15 protein-coding genes are annotated in these 17,272 nt (G+C 29.9%); 5 read left to right on the top strand and 10 right to left on the bottom strand.

Features of this window, described 5'->3' with window-relative positions:
* The first annotated feature begins 95 nt into the window (after positions 1-95).
* The gene (locus tag I1A51_RS04920) at positions 96-1,724 is read left to right on the top strand and encodes an acyl-CoA carboxylase subunit beta (RefSeq protein WP_196892378.1); all 1,629 of its coding nucleotides are present in this window, start codon (positions 96-98) and stop codon (positions 1,722-1,724) included.
* A 132-nt stretch (positions 1,725-1,856) separates the two neighbouring features.
* Here I1A51_RS04920 and I1A51_RS04915 read toward each other — a convergent pair whose 3' ends face one another.
* The 3 genes from I1A51_RS04915 to rpmH form a co-directional block, all read right to left on the bottom strand.
* Entirely contained in the window at positions 1,857-3,086 is a 1,230-nt protein-coding gene (locus I1A51_RS04915) for an MFS transporter (RefSeq protein ID WP_196891659.1), read from the bottom strand.
* Between the two features lie 238 nt (positions 3,087-3,324).
* Positions 3,325-6,171, bottom strand: coding sequence for a carbamoyl-phosphate synthase large subunit (carB, locus tag I1A51_RS04910; protein WP_196891658.1), 2,847 nt, complete (start codon positions 6,169-6,171; stop codon positions 3,325-3,327).
* A gap of 118 nt (positions 6,172-6,289) precedes the next feature.
* On the bottom strand, positions 6,290-6,448 hold the full coding sequence (rpmH, locus tag I1A51_RS04905) for a 50S ribosomal protein L34 (RefSeq protein WP_196885025.1): 159 nt from the start codon (positions 6,446-6,448) through the stop codon (positions 6,290-6,292).
* 191 nt (positions 6,449-6,639) lie between these two features.
* Here rpmH and I1A51_RS04900 point away from each other — a divergent pair, with 191 nt between their 5' ends.
* Together I1A51_RS04900 and I1A51_RS04895 are read left to right on the top strand one after the other, a co-directional pair.
* Positions 6,640-7,515 carry an SDR family oxidoreductase gene (locus tag I1A51_RS04900; protein WP_196891651.1) on the top strand — a complete coding sequence of 292 codons (876 nt, stop codon included), beginning with the start codon at positions 6,640-6,642 and terminating at the stop codon, positions 7,513-7,515.
* A gap of 12 nt (positions 7,516-7,527) precedes the next feature.
* Positions 7,528-8,703, top strand: coding sequence for a MalY/PatB family protein (locus tag I1A51_RS04895; protein ID WP_196891649.1), 1,176 nt, complete (start codon positions 7,528-7,530; stop codon positions 8,701-8,703).
* Between the two features lie 61 nt (positions 8,704-8,764).
* Here the strand turns inward: I1A51_RS04895 and I1A51_RS04890 are convergent, their stop codons facing one another.
* From I1A51_RS04890 to I1A51_RS04880, 3 genes are all read right to left on the bottom strand, one after another.
* A complete protein-coding gene (locus tag I1A51_RS04890) occupies positions 8,765-10,048 on the bottom strand; it encodes a hypothetical protein (protein ID WP_196891643.1) in 1,284 nt (427 codons plus the stop codon).
* A gap of 112 nt (positions 10,049-10,160) precedes the next feature.
* Positions 10,161-10,763 carry a rhomboid family intramembrane serine protease gene (locus I1A51_RS04885; protein ID WP_196891642.1) on the bottom strand — a complete coding sequence of 201 codons (603 nt, stop codon included), beginning with the start codon at positions 10,761-10,763 and terminating at the stop codon, positions 10,161-10,163.
* A gap of 52 nt (positions 10,764-10,815) precedes the next feature.
* Positions 10,816-12,042, bottom strand: a complete 1,227-nt coding sequence (locus I1A51_RS04880) for a hypothetical protein (RefSeq protein ID WP_196891636.1) — start codon at positions 12,040-12,042, stop codon at positions 10,816-10,818.
* Positions 12,043-12,224: 182 nt separating this feature from the next.
* Between I1A51_RS04880 and I1A51_RS04875 the strand changes: the two genes are divergently transcribed.
* Entirely contained in the window at positions 12,225-13,838 is a 1,614-nt protein-coding gene (locus tag I1A51_RS04875; RefSeq protein ID WP_196891634.1) for a CTP synthase, read from the top strand.
* 54 nt (positions 13,839-13,892) lie between these two features.
* On the opposite strand, the gene I1A51_RS04870 is transcribed toward I1A51_RS04875, so the two are convergent.
* Complete coding sequence (locus tag I1A51_RS04870) at positions 13,893-14,501, bottom strand: hypothetical protein (RefSeq protein WP_196891633.1); 609 nt, start codon at positions 14,499-14,501, stop codon at positions 13,893-13,895.
* A gap of 184 nt (positions 14,502-14,685) precedes the next feature.
* Between I1A51_RS04870 and I1A51_RS04865 the strand changes: the two genes are divergently transcribed.
* Positions 14,686-15,192, top strand: a complete 507-nt coding sequence (locus I1A51_RS04865) for a DinB family protein (RefSeq protein ID WP_196891631.1) — start codon at positions 14,686-14,688, stop codon at positions 15,190-15,192.
* Here I1A51_RS04865 and I1A51_RS04860 read toward each other — a convergent pair.
* Genes I1A51_RS04860 through murQ form a run of 3 tightly spaced genes read right to left on the bottom strand, consistent with a single transcriptional unit; the run spans position 15,182 to position 17,266 of the window.
* The gene (locus I1A51_RS04860; protein WP_196891630.1) at positions 15,182-16,237 is read right to left on the bottom strand and encodes an ATP-grasp domain-containing protein; all 1,056 of its coding nucleotides are present in this window, start codon (positions 16,235-16,237) and stop codon (positions 15,182-15,184) included. The two genes, I1A51_RS04865 and I1A51_RS04860, sit on opposite strands and share 11 nt — an antisense overlap.
* Positions 16,221-16,457 carry a DUF6095 family protein gene (locus I1A51_RS04855; protein WP_196891629.1) on the bottom strand — a complete coding sequence of 79 codons (237 nt, stop codon included), beginning with the start codon at positions 16,455-16,457 and terminating at the stop codon, positions 16,221-16,223. Before I1A51_RS04855 ends, I1A51_RS04860 begins: the two co-directional genes overlap by 17 nt.
* Positions 16,454-17,266 carry an N-acetylmuramic acid 6-phosphate etherase gene (gene murQ, locus I1A51_RS04850; RefSeq protein ID WP_196891628.1) on the bottom strand — a complete coding sequence of 271 codons (813 nt, stop codon included), beginning with the start codon at positions 17,264-17,266 and terminating at the stop codon, positions 16,454-16,456. The genes I1A51_RS04855 and murQ overlap by 4 nt, the downstream gene beginning before the upstream one ends.
* Between the last annotated feature and the right edge of the window lie 6 nt (positions 17,267-17,272).

Genomic DNA, 17,272 nt, shown 5'->3' with positions numbered 1-17,272 from the left:
TATATTTTCCAAGGAAAATAATTCCAAGGAATGGAAATGAAATATTTTGAATCGATTTTGTACATTAGCGACAACAAAAAATGAAACCAAAAAACATGGATATACAATTTAATAAAAACGAAGACTTTAATAAACTAGAATTATCAGATTTAAAGAGAAAATTACAAAAAGTTTATTTAGGAGGAGGAGAAAAAAGAATTGCAAAACTACATGCTAAAGGCAAATTGACAGCAAGAGAAAGAATCGAATATTTATTAGATGATGATAAGGATAGTATCGAAATTGGAGCTTTTGTTGGAGATGGAATGTACGAAGAGCATGGAGGATGTCCATCTGGTGGAGTTGTTGTGAAAATGGGTTATGTAAGAGGAAAGCAATGTATTGTTGTTGCAAATGATGCAACTGTAAAAGCTGGAGCTTGGTTTCCAATTACTGGAAAGAAAAATTTAAGAGCGCAAGAAATTGCAATGGAAAATAAATTACCAATTATTTATTTGGTAGATTCTGCAGGAGTTTATTTACCGATGCAAGATGAGATTTTCCCAGATAAAGAGCATTTTGGAAGAATTTTCCGTAATAATGCGATTATGAGTTCTATGGGAATTACACAAATTGCTGCTGTAATGGGAAGTTGTGTTGCTGGAGGAGCTTATTTACCAATCATGAGTGATGAAGCTTTAATTGTAAACAAAACTGGAAGTATTTTCTTAGCAGGAAGTTATTTAGTAAAAGCTGCAATTGGAGAAAGTATTGACAACGAAACTTTAGGGGGTGCAACAACGCATTGTGAAGTTTCTGGAGTTACAGATTATAAAGCTGAAGATGATAAAGATGCTTTAGATACGATCAAAAATATCATGGATAAAATTGGGGATTATGACAAAGCAGGATTTAATCGTGTAGAGTCAAAAGAACCAGCAAAAAACCAGGATGAAATTTTCGGAATTTTACCAAAATCAAGAGCAGATCAATATAACATGATTGAGATTATTGAGCGTTTGGTTGATAATTCAGAATTTGAGCAATATAAAGAAGACTATGGAAAGACAATTCTTTGTGGATATGCAAGAATTGATGGTTGGGCAGTAGGAATTGTTGCAAATCAAAGAAAAGTAGTGAAAAATGCAAAAAAAGAAATGCAATTCGGAGGTGTAATTTATTCGGATAGTGCTGATAAAGCAACGCGTTTTATTGCAAATTGTAATCAGAAGAAAATTCCTTTAGTATTCTTGCATGATGTAACTGGTTTCATGGTTGGAAGTAAGAGTGAGCACGGAGGAATTATCAAAGATGGCGCAAAAATGGTAAATGCTGTTTCGAATTCTGTTGTTCCTAAATTTAGTGTAGTTATAGGAAATTCTTATGGAGCAGGAAATTATGCAATGTGTGGAAAAGCATATGATCCAAGATTAATTTTCGCTTGGCCAAGTGCGAGATTAGCTGTAATGGGAGGAGCACAAGCTGCAAAAGTTTTATTACAAATCGAAACTGCTTCGATGAAAGCTCGTGGTGAAGAAATTTCTCCAGAAAAAGAGCAAGAAATTTTAAAGACAATTCAAGCAAAATACGATAATCAAACTACGCCATATTATGCTGCGGCTCGTTTATGGACAGATGGAGTTATCAATCCTTTAGATACAAGAAAATGGATTAGTATGGGAATTGAAGCTGCAAATCATTCACCGATTGAAAAGAAATTTAATTTAGGTGTGATTCAGGTTTAATTTGCTTTAAAAATATAATAGAAACTCAGGCTTTTTAGTCTGAGTTTTTTTGTTTCTTTTTATTGAGAAAATTGAGATTTGAAATTCACGATTGTTAAGTTTAAATAAAGAAGAAATTAATAAAATGAATAATTAAATATCATGATAATCCAAATCTTTTCCGAAGCTTTCTTTTAATTTCCAATTTGAAATGATAGAGATAATTAAACAAATAATTGCTAAAATAATTACTGTATGAATAACTCCATATATTGGTTTTAAAGTTTGATAAGTAATAAAGAAAAAGATTAAAATTCCTCGTACAATATTTGGAGCTGAAACTGTTGCAGTTGCTCTTAAATTTGTTCCAAAATTTTCAGAAGTTGTAATTAAGAATAATGCCCAATATCCTGCGATAATTCCACTGATTAATGATAAAGCATAATAAAGATTTGTTGTATTAAAGACATCACTTAAAGTTAAAATCATTAAAATAAATAATCCTGTAGTTAGAAGTCGAATTACTTTTTTTCTAGATTTAAAGTAAAAACTCAAAGGTCCACTGAATAAATCACCAATAGCATTTCCTACAAAATACCATAAGACACAAACGCCAACTTCCACAGGTTGTTCAAAACCTAAAGCTTTGGTCATTTCATTTGCTAAGAAAATAAACATTCCATAGAAAAATTGAATAGGGACAGCAACTCCGAGACAGAATAAGTATTTCTTTAAAATTTCTTTTCTAAAAAATAAGAGTTTTAAACTTCCTAAATGTGTTTCTTTTATAGTGTTTTTTGTTTTTTCAAATAAATGTGAATCTAAAAATTTTGCTCTAGCAAAAAGAAGAATGAAACCTAGAACACCACCAATGAAAAGAGCTGTTCGCCAAGTGGTAAAATCGTAAACAAGAAAAGCTAAAGAACCTCCGAGAAGACCAATTCCAGTGATTAGAGAAGTAGCGTAACTTCGATGTTTTTTCTTTACAGTTTCTGCCATTAAAGTGATTCCTGCACCAAGTTCTCCTGCAAGACCAAAACCTGCGATAAAACGAAGAATCATATACATTTCGATATGATGAACAAACGCATTTAGAAGTGTTGCGGTTGAATAAATAAAAATGGAAGTAAAAAGAATGTTTTTTCGTCCCCATTTATCACCAAGAATTCCAAAGACAAAACCACCGAGAATCATTCCAATTAGTTGTAGATTGATAATCCATGTTCCTTGAACAGAAATTTCTTCGGCATTTAAACCTAAATCTTGAAGACTTTCTACGCGAAGAATACCGAATATTGCGATATCGTAGACATCTACTAAATAACCAAACATGGCAATTAAAACAGGTAAACTAAATAACGAATGTTCTTGATGTTCTTTCATTTAAGTCAAAGTTTATGTCTTTAAGTTAATGAAAAAAGTGTTTTTAGAAAACGTAAAAGTGATTTTAGATAGTGAGAAATTAGTTTTAGAAAATGGAAAAGCGATTTTATATATTGAAAAATAAAATATTGACTTCGACTTCGCTCAGTCATCGTAGATTATAGTTTTATTTCGATCTAATAAAAAAAGCCAAACTATTTAAATAATAGTTTGGCTTTTAATTTTATAGAAAAGTAAATTATTTACTTAAATACATTTTTCTTCTTGAATATAATTCGTAGAAAGCATCATCTTTTAAACTGTCGATGAATAAAATACTTTCTCCAGTACTCTTCATTTCAGGTCCTAATCTTTTATCTACTTTCGGGAATTTATTGAAAGAGAAAACAGGTTGCTTAATTGCATATCCGCTTAATCTTGGATTAAAAGTAAAGTCTTTCACTTTTTTATCTCCAAGCATTACTTTTGTAGCATAATTTACATAAGGCTCTTGGTATGCTTTAGCAATAAACGGAACAGTTCTAGATGCTCTAGGATTTGCTTCAATGATATAAACTTTATCATCTTTAATCGCAAACTGAATATTAATTAATCCTACAGTTTTTAATGCTTTTGCAATTTTTAAAGTATGATCTTTAATTTGTTGCATTACAAATTCTCCTAAGTTAAATGGAGGAAGTGTTGCATTTGAATCTCCAGAGTGAACTCCACAAGGTTCGATGTGTTCCATGATTCCGATAATATACACATCTTCACCATCACAAATTGCATCTGCTTCTGCTTCGATTGCTCCATCTAAATAATGATCTAGAAGTAATGTGTTATTTGGAATCTTACGTAATAAATCTACAACGTGCTCTTCTAATTCTTGTTTGTTGATTACAATCTTCATTCCTTGACCACCTAATACATAAGAAGGACGAACTAAGATTGGGAAATCTAAAGAATCAGCGATTGCTAAAGCTTCATCAGCAGTAGTTGCAGTTCCGAATTTAGGGAAAGGAATATCCATAGATTCTAATAAAGTAGAGAAACGACCTCTATCTTCTGCTAAATCTAAAGCTTCAAAGCTAGTTCCAATAATTTTAATTCCGTATTTATCTAATTTTTCAGCAAGTTTTAAAGCTGTTTGACCTCCAAGCTGAACAATTACACCTTCTGGTTTTTCATGACGAATAATATCGTAAATATGTTCCCAGAAAACAGGTTCGAAATAAAGTTTATCTGCTGTATCAAAATCTGTAGAAACCGTTTCAGGGTTACAATTGATCATAATTGTTTCATATCCAGCTTCTTTTGCAGCTAAAACTCCATGAACACAAGAATAATCAAACTCAATTCCTTGTCCAATTCTATTTGGTCCAGAACCTAAAACAACAATTTTCTTTTTGTCTGTAACGATACTTTCATTTTCAGAGAAAGCTTCGTCATTAACAATCATTTTATTTTCAAAAGTAGAGTAGTAGTAAGGAGTTTGTGCTTCGAATTCTGCTGCACAAGTATCTACTAATTTATAAACTCTATTAATTTGTAATTCATCTCTTTTCTTATAAACTTCACTTTCCCAACATCCTAACATGTGAGCGATTTGTCTATCTGCAAATCCTTTTTGTTTTGCTAAAAGAAGTAAATCTTGTGGTAAAGTTTGTAAATTGTGTGAAGAAATTTCTTTCTCTAAAATATGTAATTCTTCATATTGTTTTAAGAACCACATATCGATTTTTGTAATCTCATGAATTCTACTTAATGGAATTCCCATTTGGATAGCATCATAAATCACAAAAACTCTATCCCAGCTTGCATATTTTAATTTATGTAAGATAGTTTCATAATCTTTTTCTCCTTTTCCGTCAGCTCCTAAACCATTACGTTTAATTTCTAATGATTGTGTGGCTTTGTGTAATGCTTCTTGGAACGAACGTCCGATTCCCATTACTTCTCCAACAGATTTCATTTGTAATCCTAAAGTTCTATCAGAACCTTCGAATTTATCAAAATTCCAACGAGGAATTTTTACGATAACATAATCTAAAGTTGGCTCGAATAAAGCAGAAGTTGTTTTTGTAATTTGATTATCTAATTCATCTAAATGATAACCTAAAGCTAATTTAGATGCGATTTTTGCAATTGGGTAACCAGTTGCTTTTGAAGCTAAAGCAGAAGAACGAGAAACACGTGGATTAATCTCAATTGCGATAATTTCTTCTTTGTCATCAGGACTTACAGCAAACTGAACATTACATCCACCAGCGAAGTCACCGATTGAACGCATCATATGAATTGCCATATCACGCATTTTTTGGAAAGTTCTGTCACTTAAAGTCATTGCTGGTGCAACAGTGATAGAATCTCCTGTATGGATTCCCATAGGATCCATATTTTCAATAGTACAGATAATTACCACGTTATCGTTTTTATCACGTAATAACTCTAATTCGTACTCTTTCCAACCCATTAAAGCTTTGTCAATCATTACTTCATGGATAGGAGAAATTTCAAGACCTCTTCTTAATAATTCGTCGAAATCTTCTTCTTTATAAACAATAGAAGCACCAGCTCCACCAAGTGTATAAGAAGCTCTAATTACCAATGGAAAACCAAATTCTTGAGCAATTTCTTTTCCTTTTAAGAAAGAAGTCGCTGTAGCCTGAGGTGCCATTGGAATTCCGATTTCTAACATTAATTCACGGAATTTTTCACGATCTTCTGTGATATTAATTGCGTCAATATCCACACCAATCAATTCAACTCCATGCTCTTCCCAGATTCCTTTTTCATCAGCTTCGATACATAAATTTAAGGCTGTTTGTCCTCCCATTGTTGGTAAAACTGCATCTACATTATGAATTTCCAAGATTTCACGAATAGATTTAGTAGTCAAAGGTTTCAGGTAGATATGATCAGCCAAAGATGGATCTGTCATAATCGTAGCTGGGTTAGAATTGATTAAAACTACTTCAATTCCTTCTTCTTTTAATGAGCGAATAGCTTGAGAGCCCGAATAATCGAACTCACACGCTTGTCCAATAATAATAGGTCCAGAACCAATTATTAAAATCGACTTAATGTTTTTGTTTCTAGGCATGATATTTAGTTTTGTTGTGTTGTTGTTTTGTTTATTTTATAGTTTGGAACTCAAAAAGATATAAAAAAAGGTGTTACTAAAAAAAAGTAACACCTCATATATTATAAAAAATAAATCATTATTTCTTCGGTCTTGGAGCTGAAGAAACAGAAATTCTTTTTCTACCCTTTGCACGTCTTCTAGCAAGAACTTTTCTTCCAGTAGCAGAAGCCATTCTTTCTCTAAAACCGTGTTTATTTCTTCTTTTTCTTTTCGATGGTTGATAAGTCCTTTTCATTGTAAATATCTTTTAAAGTATCGTATTTTCTGTTATTTATCTATTAGATTACTTTTGCGAATTCCTTTTATAAAAGCGTGGGCAAATATACAATTACTTTTATAGTTCGCAAACAGAATTTGCAAAAAAATTTAAAAATATTTCATCTAGCTAATTGCAAAAAAATTAATACATTAGATAAAAAATGATAAATGAACTACAAACAAGGAATGTTTAAGGAGAACAGTTTTTTCAATCAAACAATTGTAATTACTGGCGGTGGAAGTGGTTTAGGAAAATCTATGGCCAAATATTTAGCTAAGCTAGGAGCGAATGTTATTATTACTTCAAGAAATTTTGAAAAACTACAAAATACAGCAGAAGAAATTGAAGCTGAAATAGATAAAAAAATAGAACCAATAGCATGTGACGTTAGGGATTATGAGCAAGTAGAAAAAATGATTACAATCGCTAATGAAAAATTTGGAAAAATTGATGCTTTAATCAATAATGCAGCGGGAAATTTTATTTCTCCAACAGAAAGACTTTCTGCAAATGCTTTTGATACAATTTTAGATATTGTTTTAAAAGGAACTAAAAATTGTACACTTGCTTTAGGAAAACATTGGATTAAAGAAAAGCAACAAGGAACTTTTTTAAACATTGTGACAACTTATGCTTGGACAGGTTCTGCATATGTTGTTCCTTCTGCATGTGCTAAAGCAGGTGTTTTAGCGTTAACTCGTTCTTTAGCGGTTGAATGGGCAAAATATGGAATCCGAATGAATGCAATTGCACCAGGACCATTTCCAACAAAAGGAGCTTGGGATCGTCTGCTTCCAGGAGATTTAAAAGAGAAATTTGATTTAAAAAATAAAATTCCTTTAAAAAGAGTTGGAGAACATCAAGAATTAGCAAATTTAGTTGCTTATTTACTTTCTGATTTTTCTGCGTATATCAATGGAGAAGTAATTACAATTGATGGAGGAGAATGGTTACAAGGAGCAGGAGAATTTAATTTCTTAGAGCAAATTCCAGAAGAAATGTGGGATATGTTAGAACAAATGATTCGTGCTAAAAAGAAATAATATTCCTTTTATATGAGTTTGATTGAAATCTCTGATACTATTCTGAATTCCTATTTTGTAAAGAATAATCCGAAAATTTTGAAAGAACACTTTGGAGTTTCGGATTTAGATTCTTTTTGGATTGCAGATATGGATTTTAAAATTGCAAAACCTATTACAAAAGAATTATCTAAAATTGTTGCAAGAGAGAATTATGCTTATGAAGATGTACATTCAGAAGTTTTTCATGTAATTTCTCAATGGTATAAGAAAAAACAAGATATAGATTTAAAACAAGAGAATTTTATTATAGTCAATAATTTATTGACTGCAATTTCCATTTTAGTGAAAATTCTTACTAAAGAAAAGGAATCTATTCTTATTCAAACGCCAGTTTATCCACCTTTTGAGCAAATTATTTTATCTCATCAAAGAAATGTTTTAAGAAATCCACTTAAAATTGTTAAAAATGAATATGAAATTGATTTTGAAGATTTAGAACAAAAAATGAAAAGAGAAGATGTTCGTTATTTTTTGTTTTGTAATCCTCATAATCCGATTGGTCGAGTTTGGAAAAAAGAAGATGTAGAAAAAATATATTCTTTGGCAGAAAAATATACTATCACTGTGATAAGCGATGAGATTCATTCTGATATAATTTATACCAAAGAGAAATTTAAAAGTTTTGCTTCTTTTTCAAATAATAAACATATTACTTTGGTTGGATCGCCTTCTAAAACTTTTGGATTACAAGGGATTTCAAATGGATTTATTTATGTAGAAGAAGAAAATTTACATGAAAAAATTAAAACATTTACAGAATCTTTGTTTTTAAATCATGTGAATTCTTTAAGTATGTATGCAACAATTGCGGCTTTTAGCAAAGGAGAAGAATGGTTGCAAGCAATGTTAGAATATGTTGAAAATAATTATCAATGGATTGTCACTTTTTTAGAGAAAGAAAGTCCAGAAATTAAAGTTTTTAAACTAGAAGGAACATATCAAATTTGGATTGATTTTTCAGATTTAGAATTAAAACCAGAAGATTTAGAAGAAACAATTTTTAGAAAAGCAAAAATTGGTTTAACTCCAGGGAAATGGTACGGAGAATCTTACGTGAATTTTATGCGAATGAATATTGGAACTTCTTTAGAGAAAATTCAAAAAGTTTTTTATCGTTTAAAAAAAGTTATAGAATTAGAAAAATAAAAAACCAATATAAAACTTAATTATATTGGTTTAAAACAGGGTTTACAAGGTAAATTTCAGTTTATTCTGGTAAATTTTCTTCTAAAAGATCTAAATAATTTGTTACCAAACCTCGATGAACTGGAATTATTGGACCATCTCCATCTGGACACATTGGCGTTCCAGTTGGAACACTTGGTAAACATTTTCCACCAGTTTGAATGATTATATTTGCGTGATCATGATACCAAGTAACAAATCCTTCAAAATCAGAAAAAGTTTTTAAAGTATCAGGAACATTGAAATTCGATTTCGGTTGGAAATTTCCTGTTAAAACATGATGATTTCCATTAATAGCATCTTGCATAGAAACATAAGAAACATTTTCTAGCTGTTCTAAATCATAAATTGCTTCATATGCGATATCCAATAAATCTCTTAATTCTTGTGTCATTGGATAAGTAATATCTGTAGTTTTTGCTTGAAAATTATTTGCAAATTTTGCAGAAACTTGATCCAAATCTACTGTATATTCTTCAAAGAAAACTTTGATAGATTCATCACTTCCATCTTTAAACCTTGGAAGAGAATTATAATAATCTGCAAATTCTTGTGTGATATAATTTGGCGAATTAAAAGCATATACTTTTAAAATGATATCATTTGCTTTTAAATCAATTCCAGAAAGTTGTGTTTTAAATTCTTCATATAAATCTGCACTTGTTAAAAGTGCCATCGAACCAGCTTGACTTACACCTGGAAGATAAATTGTTATTGGAAGATTTTTTTCTGGATTTTCTTTGATATAATCTACAAAAAAGGTGACAAAATCAACTTCCGTTTCTGATTGATATCCTTTATCCGTTAAACTTTTAATGTTATTAAAAGCAGTTTCAGCACCTTTCGCAATATTTTTTCCATTTAATTCACCATAACTAAAAATATCAGCAATGATTAAATCTGCTTGTTCAGAATTAATTACAATTCCTGAAGAAGCAAAAGAAAATGTATTTGGAATATATTTATGTTTGGAAATGATTCCTCCAACGGAAAGAGGCTCATAAACTTTATTGTTATACCAAAGCATTTCCCAATTTCCTTTGGTGTCTAGCATTTCATTTTGATAATATTCATTTGCATCTTCGCGAGTTTGCGAACGAATCATCCATTCTGCAATAGTTCCAATCGTTTCCATTTCCAACAATTCATTGATTGTTGTGTCTTTTGGTTCTTCTCCTAAATTATTTGGATCACTGGAATCTTTAATAGTTACAGTTTTAATAACATAATCATTATCATCATCTGAACAAGAAATAAAATTACCAATTGAAATTAAAACAAGAAATAAAAGTAAAATACGTTTCATAATTAAGCATTTTGTAAAAAGTAAATTGCAATGGTTTTACTTAAAGTTACAAATTGCTTAATTTTTTTGCTTTTTAATTATATAATCTTTAACAAGAAACAATTAAGTTTGGCTAAAATTTAACGTTATGATATTCATTGTCAGGAAGTTCATTTTTTGGTTTAAACATAAAAGCGAGAATAATTCCACTTATAAAACCTGCTAAATGTCCTTCCCATGAAATATATGGATGACTTGGGAAAATTCCCCAAAACATTCCTCCGTAAAAAATGAAAACTAAAATAGAAGTTAGAATAGCAATCATTTTTTTCTCAAAAATTCCAGCAAAAAATAAAAAACTTGCTAAGAAATAGATGAATCCACTTGCGCCAATATGCATTGCTTTACGACCAATAATCCATGTGATTAAACCAACAAAAATAATAGCAATCGGAATAATTTTTATTGCATTTTTCTTGTAAATAGTTAGAAAAATGGTAAATAAAAAGAATAGAGGTAATGTATTACTTACAATGTGATACAATCCACCATGTAAAAATGGAGCGGCGAAAATTCCCATCAAACCTCTGATAGATCTTGGGTAAATTCCGAACTGTGTTAAAGGATAATTGAAAATTCCTGATAAAATGACATCTAAAATATATACAACCCAAATGATTGCAACCAATTTTAAAGATGTGAATGCTGTTGACTTTAATTCTTTATATATACTCATGAAGCTAATTTTCCACAAAAATAAGGAATTAAAATTTGATGTATTTTTTTCATTAATTTTCAGTTTGCATATTAAAAATTAACTGCAAATAGGAATCAATAATTGGATTTTTCAGAGGAACAAAAATATCTTCAGGATTTGGACAATCTATATGTTTTCGTGGATTTACAGGAATGCAAATTCCATTGTTTGTAATTAAAATATTCTTGGTATCGTGTTTCCAAAGAAGATAAGATTTAAATTCTTCTAAAGTAGAAATAGTTGTAGGAACGTGGTAACTATTTTTATTCAATTTATTTTCAGAAATAACCTGATGATTTCCTCGAATATTATTAAAAATTCCTGTGATTTCAGAATTTAAAGCTATACTCTGAAATTCATTTTGAATTTGATTTTGTAGATTGTTAGACATTGGATAGGAAAAAGAAGAAATAAAATTTTCCGAAAGAGAAAAATTACTTAAAACATCTGAATTATTAGAGAAATTAGTAAAATCAATTGTGATAAATTCTTGTTGATTCCCTTGTTTTTCAGGTAAACTATTAAAATAATTTACAAAATTAGAAGAAGTAAAATTAATTGGATTATAAGTGAAACATTCAATTCGAACATCATTAGGGAGTAATTTTACATCTTGAAGTTGTGTATTTAATTCTTGATAAATTGCTGTAGATAAATATAAACTCAGATTACCTGAATTGCTAATTCCAGAAACATAAATTTTTATAGGGAGATGTAAACTTGGATCTTTTTTAATATAATTTGCTAAAACATCAATAATGGTTTCTTTTTTTGCAGAAAGATAATTTACAGCTTCTAAAGAAAGAATATTTTCAAGTGCATTTTTATGATTATTAGGAAGAGAAAAATCGTTCCATGTAGAAATAGAAAGCAATTCATTTATTGAATTTGCAATTTTCTTAGAAGAAGGTGAAATATTAAATGTATTTCGATTGATTTTATGTTTAGAAATAATTGCTCCAATTTCTTTTTCCGATTTCAGTTCATTAGCATACCAAACCATTTTCCAGTTTCCTTGGATGTCTAGTTTTTTGTTTTCATAATACAAATGAGCATCCGTTATATCTTGAGGTCGAGCCATCCATTGTGAAATAGTTGCAAGTGTTTGAATTTCGGTTGGTTCATTAATTCCTGTAATATCAATTGCAGGATAAGGACGAACGGGATCGATTAGGTTTGTATCAATTTCGTCATTTGTACAAGAAAAGAAGATATTCAAAAAAAAGAATAAAACGATAGGGTTACATTTAATTTTCATAGAATGTTAAATCTTTAGGTTGATATCTTAATATTACGATAAAAATTAATTGTAAAATGTTGCAATTCAGTTAATTAGTAAATTATTATATATTTTTGTAAAAACAATAAATTCAAATAGTTAAGAATAATTGTTTGTCAACTTAAATAGAGTTCGTACTTTTGGCAAAACCTAACACAACCATGAAAAATACGAAATACGTTTTTGTTACAGGAGGTGTAACTTCATCTCTTGGAAAAGGTATTATAGCCGCGTCATTGGCCAAATTATTACAAGAGAGAGGATATTCTGTTACCATTCAAAAATTGGATCCATATATTAATATTGATCCAGGAACTTTAAATCCATATGAGCATGGAGAATGTTTTGTGACGGATGATGGAGCAGAGACCGATTTAGATTTAGGACACTATGAAAGATTCCTAAATATTCCAACTTCACAAGCAAACAATGTTACTACAGGAAGAATTTACCAATCTGTTATTGAGAAAGAGAGAAAAGGTGAATTCCTTGGGAAAACGGTACAAGTAATTCCGCATATTACAGATGAAATTAAGAATAGAATTCAGATTTTAGGTAATACTGGAGAATATGACATTGTAATTACTGAAATTGGAGGAACAATTGGAGATATTGAATCTCTTCCTTATGTGGAAGCTGTTCGTCAATTACGTTGGGATTTAGGAAAGAATAATTCTGTGGTTATTCATTTAACGTTAGTTCCTTATTTAGCTGCGGCAGGAGAGTTGAAAACAAAACCTACGCAACATTCTGTTAAAATGTTGATGCAAAGCGGAGTGAGTCCTGATGTATTAGTTTGTCGTTCAGAACATAAACTTTCAGAGAGTATTAAAGGGAAGTTAGCATTATTTTGTAATGTAGAAGAAGAAGCAATTATTTCTTCATTAGATGCAGAAACAATTTATGATGTTCCGAATTTGATGCTTCAAGAAGGTTTAGATAGTGTTGTGCTTAAGAATTTAAATCTGACTTCAAAACAAAATCCATTATTAGAAGATTGGAATACGTTTGTAAATAAACATAAAAATCCAAAATCTAAAATTGAAATTGGATTAATAGGAAAATATGTAGAATTACATGATTCTTATAAATCAATTACAGAAGCTTTAATTCATGCAGGAGCAACAAATGAAACGAAAGTAAATGTAAATTGGTTACATTCAGAAGAATTTACAGAAGAAAATGCTGCGGAAAAACTAAAAAACTTAGATGGAATTTTGGTTGCACCAGGATTTGGAGAACGAGGAATAGAAGGGAAAATAGCTGCGGTGCAATATGCAAGAGAGCAGAAAATACCATTTTTAGGAATCTGTCTTGGAATGCAAATGGCTGTAATTGAATATTCAAGAAATGTTTTAGGATTAGACAAAGCAAATTCTACAGAAATGAATCGCAAAACGCCACATCCAGTAATTAATATTATGGAAGAGCAAAAATCGATTACGCATAAAGGAGGAACAATGCGTCTTGGAGCTTGGAAATGTGCCTTAAAAGATGGTTCGATTGCAAAAGATGTTTATAAAGAAGAAATTATTGATGAAAGACATAGACATCGCTATGAATTCAATAATGAATATTTGGAGCAAATTGAAAATGCAGGAATGGCTGCAACAGGAAAAAATCCAGATACAAATCTTGTAGAGATTGTTGAAATTACGGAACATCCATGGTTTGTTGGTGTACAATATCATCCAGAATATAAGAGTACAGTTTTAAATCCTCATCCTCTTTTTGTAGCTTTTGTAAAAGCATCTTTAGAGAACTCTTTAAAATAGAATTAAAATTTTTGATATAAAAAGGCCTTATGAAATTCATAAGGCTTTTTGTTTTTACACTCGATAATTAGAATAGTTTGGACTTCTTCTACTTTTATCTTTTTGTTCTTTTTTATAGTAGTGTTTTTTATGTTTATCGTATTTTTTAGATTTATGATAATATTTTTTATGCTTTTTAGGCTTATGGTGATGTTTGTAATGTTTTTTATAATAATGATGATGAGGTCTATTTACATATCCTTTGTAATGGTAATGTCCGAAAGGATTTACAGAAATTGTTAAATGACCAATTTGACAAATATTATGGTTTTGATATCTAATTCGAACCTCTCCAATTCTAGAAACTTTTCCATTTCTTAAATATTTGATAGGTACATTTCCAATAGAAGTAATTCGTCCATAATAATCTTTGCGAATTGGTATCGAATAAGCATCATGAATTACTTCATATTTTACACCATTTTTATAATAACATTCTGATTCTGGTAAAGCATTAAAGTCAAAATCTCCATTTGAGAAAACATAGAATTCAATATTGTTTTCTACAAAATAAATTGGTTCTTCAAATGCTCTTACTTTCCTATATTGTTCAGCATTTTCAAATCCCATCATTTGAAAACTACTGAAAACTAAACCGATAATGATAAGTATTCTTGTTTTCATAATTCTTTTAGTTTAAATTAATAATTATTTTTTAACTATATTTTTGATGTATTCAAACAACGTGCCGAAATAATTTGGAATGCGTCAAGGAAAAAAAATGGATATTTATTAATAAAATAAAAGAATGGCGTAATATTATTCATATATTTACGTCAGACAGGGTAATAACAAATTAATTTTTAAGATGATAAAAGCTATTGAAAAAAATTTGGATCGAGGTATCAAATTATTGGAATCAATCACTGATGAACAATACAGCGATAAATCTGTTGCTCCTTATTATTCTAGTATAGGAGGTCACATGCGACATATTTTAGATGTATTTGATTGTATTTTTGATGGTTTGCCGGAGGAGAGAGTAAATTTAGTAGCGAGAAAAAGAAACCCATTAGCTGAAACAAAGACTTCAGAAGGGATTGCATATTTTGAGAAAACTAAAGAAAGACTTCTTGAATTAGCCGATTCAGATTTCAATAAAATAATTACAGTATCAGATGATTTAGGATTAGGAGAAGTGAGTGTAAATTATACATTAGCAAGTGCATTAATTCAAGCACATAGCCATGCAATACACCATTATGCAAGTATTGGATACATTATTTCACAGCTTAATATTGAATTACCTGATGAAGATTTTGGATTTAATCCATCTACACCTAAAGAAAAACAAATGGTAGGAGCTAAGAATTAGTTAGCTCCTTTATTTTTTTTGTATAAGCCAATAATTCTTTAATATCCTTTATAAAATTAGATGCTTTTGCATAAGGAATTCCATGATTTTCATGGTTTTTGGTAGCAATTTGCTGAATCACTTTCCAATGTTCTGTGATGGTTTTTAAAGAATTTAAATAACTCTGATTTGTAGCATCATAAATATGTGTTGGCTCTGCTATAATTCCATTAATTTCAAGGATTTTAAAGTTTTTTCCTTTTTTTAAATCTTCAAAATTATCATATTTGATATCTAAACGTCCATAATACCAACCATTTATTTGCTCATTTAAACTATCGAAACTAGCAATTAATTTTTCATCAATTAAATGATTTCCATCGAAAAATTGTGTTCCTTTTGCATGATTTCCAATGACATTTAAAAGAACAGATTCTTCTTTTTTAGGAATGATTTTTAAATCTTCTCCATGAATTTCTCTCATTAATTCTAAATAAAATTGCGCTCTTTCATCATTTACAATTAATTCTTCTAATGTATTTTTTCCGTTACCTAAAACAGTCAAATACTTTTTAATTGTAATCGAAGAAATTTGACCTTTTTTCTCTCCTGGAATTCGATAATAAAATATTCCACATTCATTTGGATGTGCAACAAATTCTTGAATGATAATTGGAATTTTATATTGTTTTAAATATGTTTTTAAAACCTCTGGTGTATCAATTTTTTTAACCAATAATCCTCTAAAACCAATATCTGGTTTTGCGATTAAAGGAAAATTAATTCCAGCTTCTTCAAGTTGTTTAAGCGTTTCTTTAAACGTATGTTTCTTTTTTACAAGAATTGTTTTTGGACGAAATTCTTCTGGAATTAATTGTATCGTTTTATATTTTGATTCTGCTCCATTTCCAGAATGCTTTATTGCTGGATTTGTGGCAGAAAAAAACACAAAATTTCTACTTTTTAAAGCTAAATAAACTGCGTAAGGGATTATAGGAACATAAAACATATAAGATGGCCAATATTCCCATTGAAAAATTTTTTTGAAATTACTTACTTTCTTCATTTTTGTCAAACAATGCACTTAAAATAATTCGTATACCTATCACTCCTAAAACGACAGCAATAATAGCTACAATGATTCCTACTATTAAAAATAAGTAATTATCGTTTCTTTTAATAGCTTTAAAGCCAATATTTATTAAGAAAGGAGCAAGTAGAATTAATGGTAATGCACCAGCTTCGTATTTTATTCCTCTTGCAAGTTTAGTTTTGTCTGTGCTCATTTTTTATAATTATTTAATGCATTTCGAACGCCTTTATATTTTTCTAAAAGTTGTTTTGCTTCTGATTCTTCAATCTGTAATTCTTCCATTAACATTCGAGTTCCACGATTGACTAATTTATCATTCGAAAGCTGCATATCTACCATTTTATTCCCTTTGATTCTTCCCAATTGAATCATTGCTGAAGTAGAAATCATGTTTAAAACCATCTTTTGCGCAGTTCCCGCTTTCATTCTAGAACTACCTGTCACAAATTCTGGTCCAACAATGACTTCTATAGGATATGTAGCAACTGTCGATAATGGACTCTTTTCATTACAAGTTATACAAGCTGTTGTGCAGCCAAATTTTGTTGCTTGCTCAATTCCTCCAATCACATATGGTGTTGTACCTGAAGCAGCAATTCCAACAACTGAATCATTTTCAGTAATTTGATATTGATTTAAGTCTTTCCAAGCTTGTTCTTTGTCGTCTTCTGCATTTTCAACAGCTTTTCTAATTGCTGTATCTCCACCTGCAATTAATCCTATTACGACATCATGTGAAACTCCAAATGTTGGTGGACATTCTGAAGCATCTAAAATTCCTAATCGCCCACTTGTGCCAGCTCCGATGTAAAAAAGTCTTCCTCCTTTTTTTAATTTTAAAACCAATTCTTCTACAAATTTTTCAATCATAGGAATTGCTTCTAAAACTGCATTTGCAACTTTTTGATCTTCATTATTTATATTTAAAAGAAGCTCATGTACACTCATTTTTTCTAAATGATTGTAATTCGAGTCTTTTTCAGTTGTTTTTTCAAAATTCATACTTCA

This window comes from Aureivirga marina (assembly GCF_015767265.1).
GTDB lineage: Bacteria > Bacteroidota > Bacteroidia > Flavobacteriales > Flavobacteriaceae > Aureivirga > Aureivirga marina.
Note: the sequence above shows the minus strand (reverse complement) of the source record. Positions and strands in the feature narration are given on the sequence as shown.

Excerpts from the sequence above, each read along its gene's own strand:
- I1A51_RS04900 (WP_196891651.1), top strand. The coding sequence starts at position 6,640 with ATGAACTACAAACAAGGAATGTTTAAGGAGAACAGTTTTTTCAATCAA.
- I1A51_RS04865 (WP_196891631.1), top strand. The coding sequence starts at position 14,686 with ATGATAAAAGCTATTGAAAAAAATTTGGATCGAGGTATCAAATTATTG.
- carB (WP_196891658.1), bottom strand. The coding sequence starts at position 6,171 with ATGCCTAGAAACAAAAACATTAAGTCGATTTTAATAATTGGTTCTGGA.
- I1A51_RS04870 (WP_196891633.1), bottom strand. The coding sequence starts at position 14,501 with ATGAAAACAAGAATACTTATCATTATCGGTTTAGTTTTCAGTAGTTTT.
- I1A51_RS04875 (WP_196891634.1), top strand. The coding sequence starts at position 12,225 with ATGAAAAATACGAAATACGTTTTTGTTACAGGAGGTGTAACTTCATCT.
- I1A51_RS04915 (WP_196891659.1), bottom strand. The coding sequence starts at position 3,086 with ATGAAAGAACATCAAGAACATTCGTTATTTAGTTTACCTGTTTTAATT.
- I1A51_RS04890 (WP_196891643.1), bottom strand. The coding sequence starts at position 10,048 with ATGAAACGTATTTTACTTTTATTTCTTGTTTTAATTTCAATTGGTAAT.
- I1A51_RS04920 (WP_196892378.1), top strand. The coding sequence starts at position 96 with ATGGATATACAATTTAATAAAAACGAAGACTTTAATAAACTAGAATTA.
- rpmH (WP_196885025.1), bottom strand. The coding sequence starts at position 6,448 with ATGAAAAGGACTTATCAACCATCGAAAAGAAAAAGAAGAAATAAACAC.
- I1A51_RS04855 (WP_196891629.1), bottom strand. The coding sequence starts at position 16,457 with ATGAGCACAGACAAAACTAAACTTGCAAGAGGAATAAAATACGAAGCT.
- I1A51_RS04895 (WP_196891649.1), top strand. The coding sequence starts at position 7,528 with ATGAGTTTGATTGAAATCTCTGATACTATTCTGAATTCCTATTTTGTA.
- I1A51_RS04885 (WP_196891642.1), bottom strand. The coding sequence starts at position 10,763 with ATGAGTATATATAAAGAATTAAAGTCAACAGCATTCACATCTTTAAAA.
- I1A51_RS04880 (WP_196891636.1), bottom strand. The coding sequence starts at position 12,042 with ATGAAAATTAAATGTAACCCTATCGTTTTATTCTTTTTTTTGAATATC.
- murQ (WP_196891628.1), bottom strand. The coding sequence starts at position 17,266 with ATGAATTTTGAAAAAACAACTGAAAAAGACTCGAATTACAATCATTTA.
- I1A51_RS04860 (WP_196891630.1), bottom strand. The coding sequence starts at position 16,237 with ATGAAGAAAGTAAGTAATTTCAAAAAAATTTTTCAATGGGAATATTGG.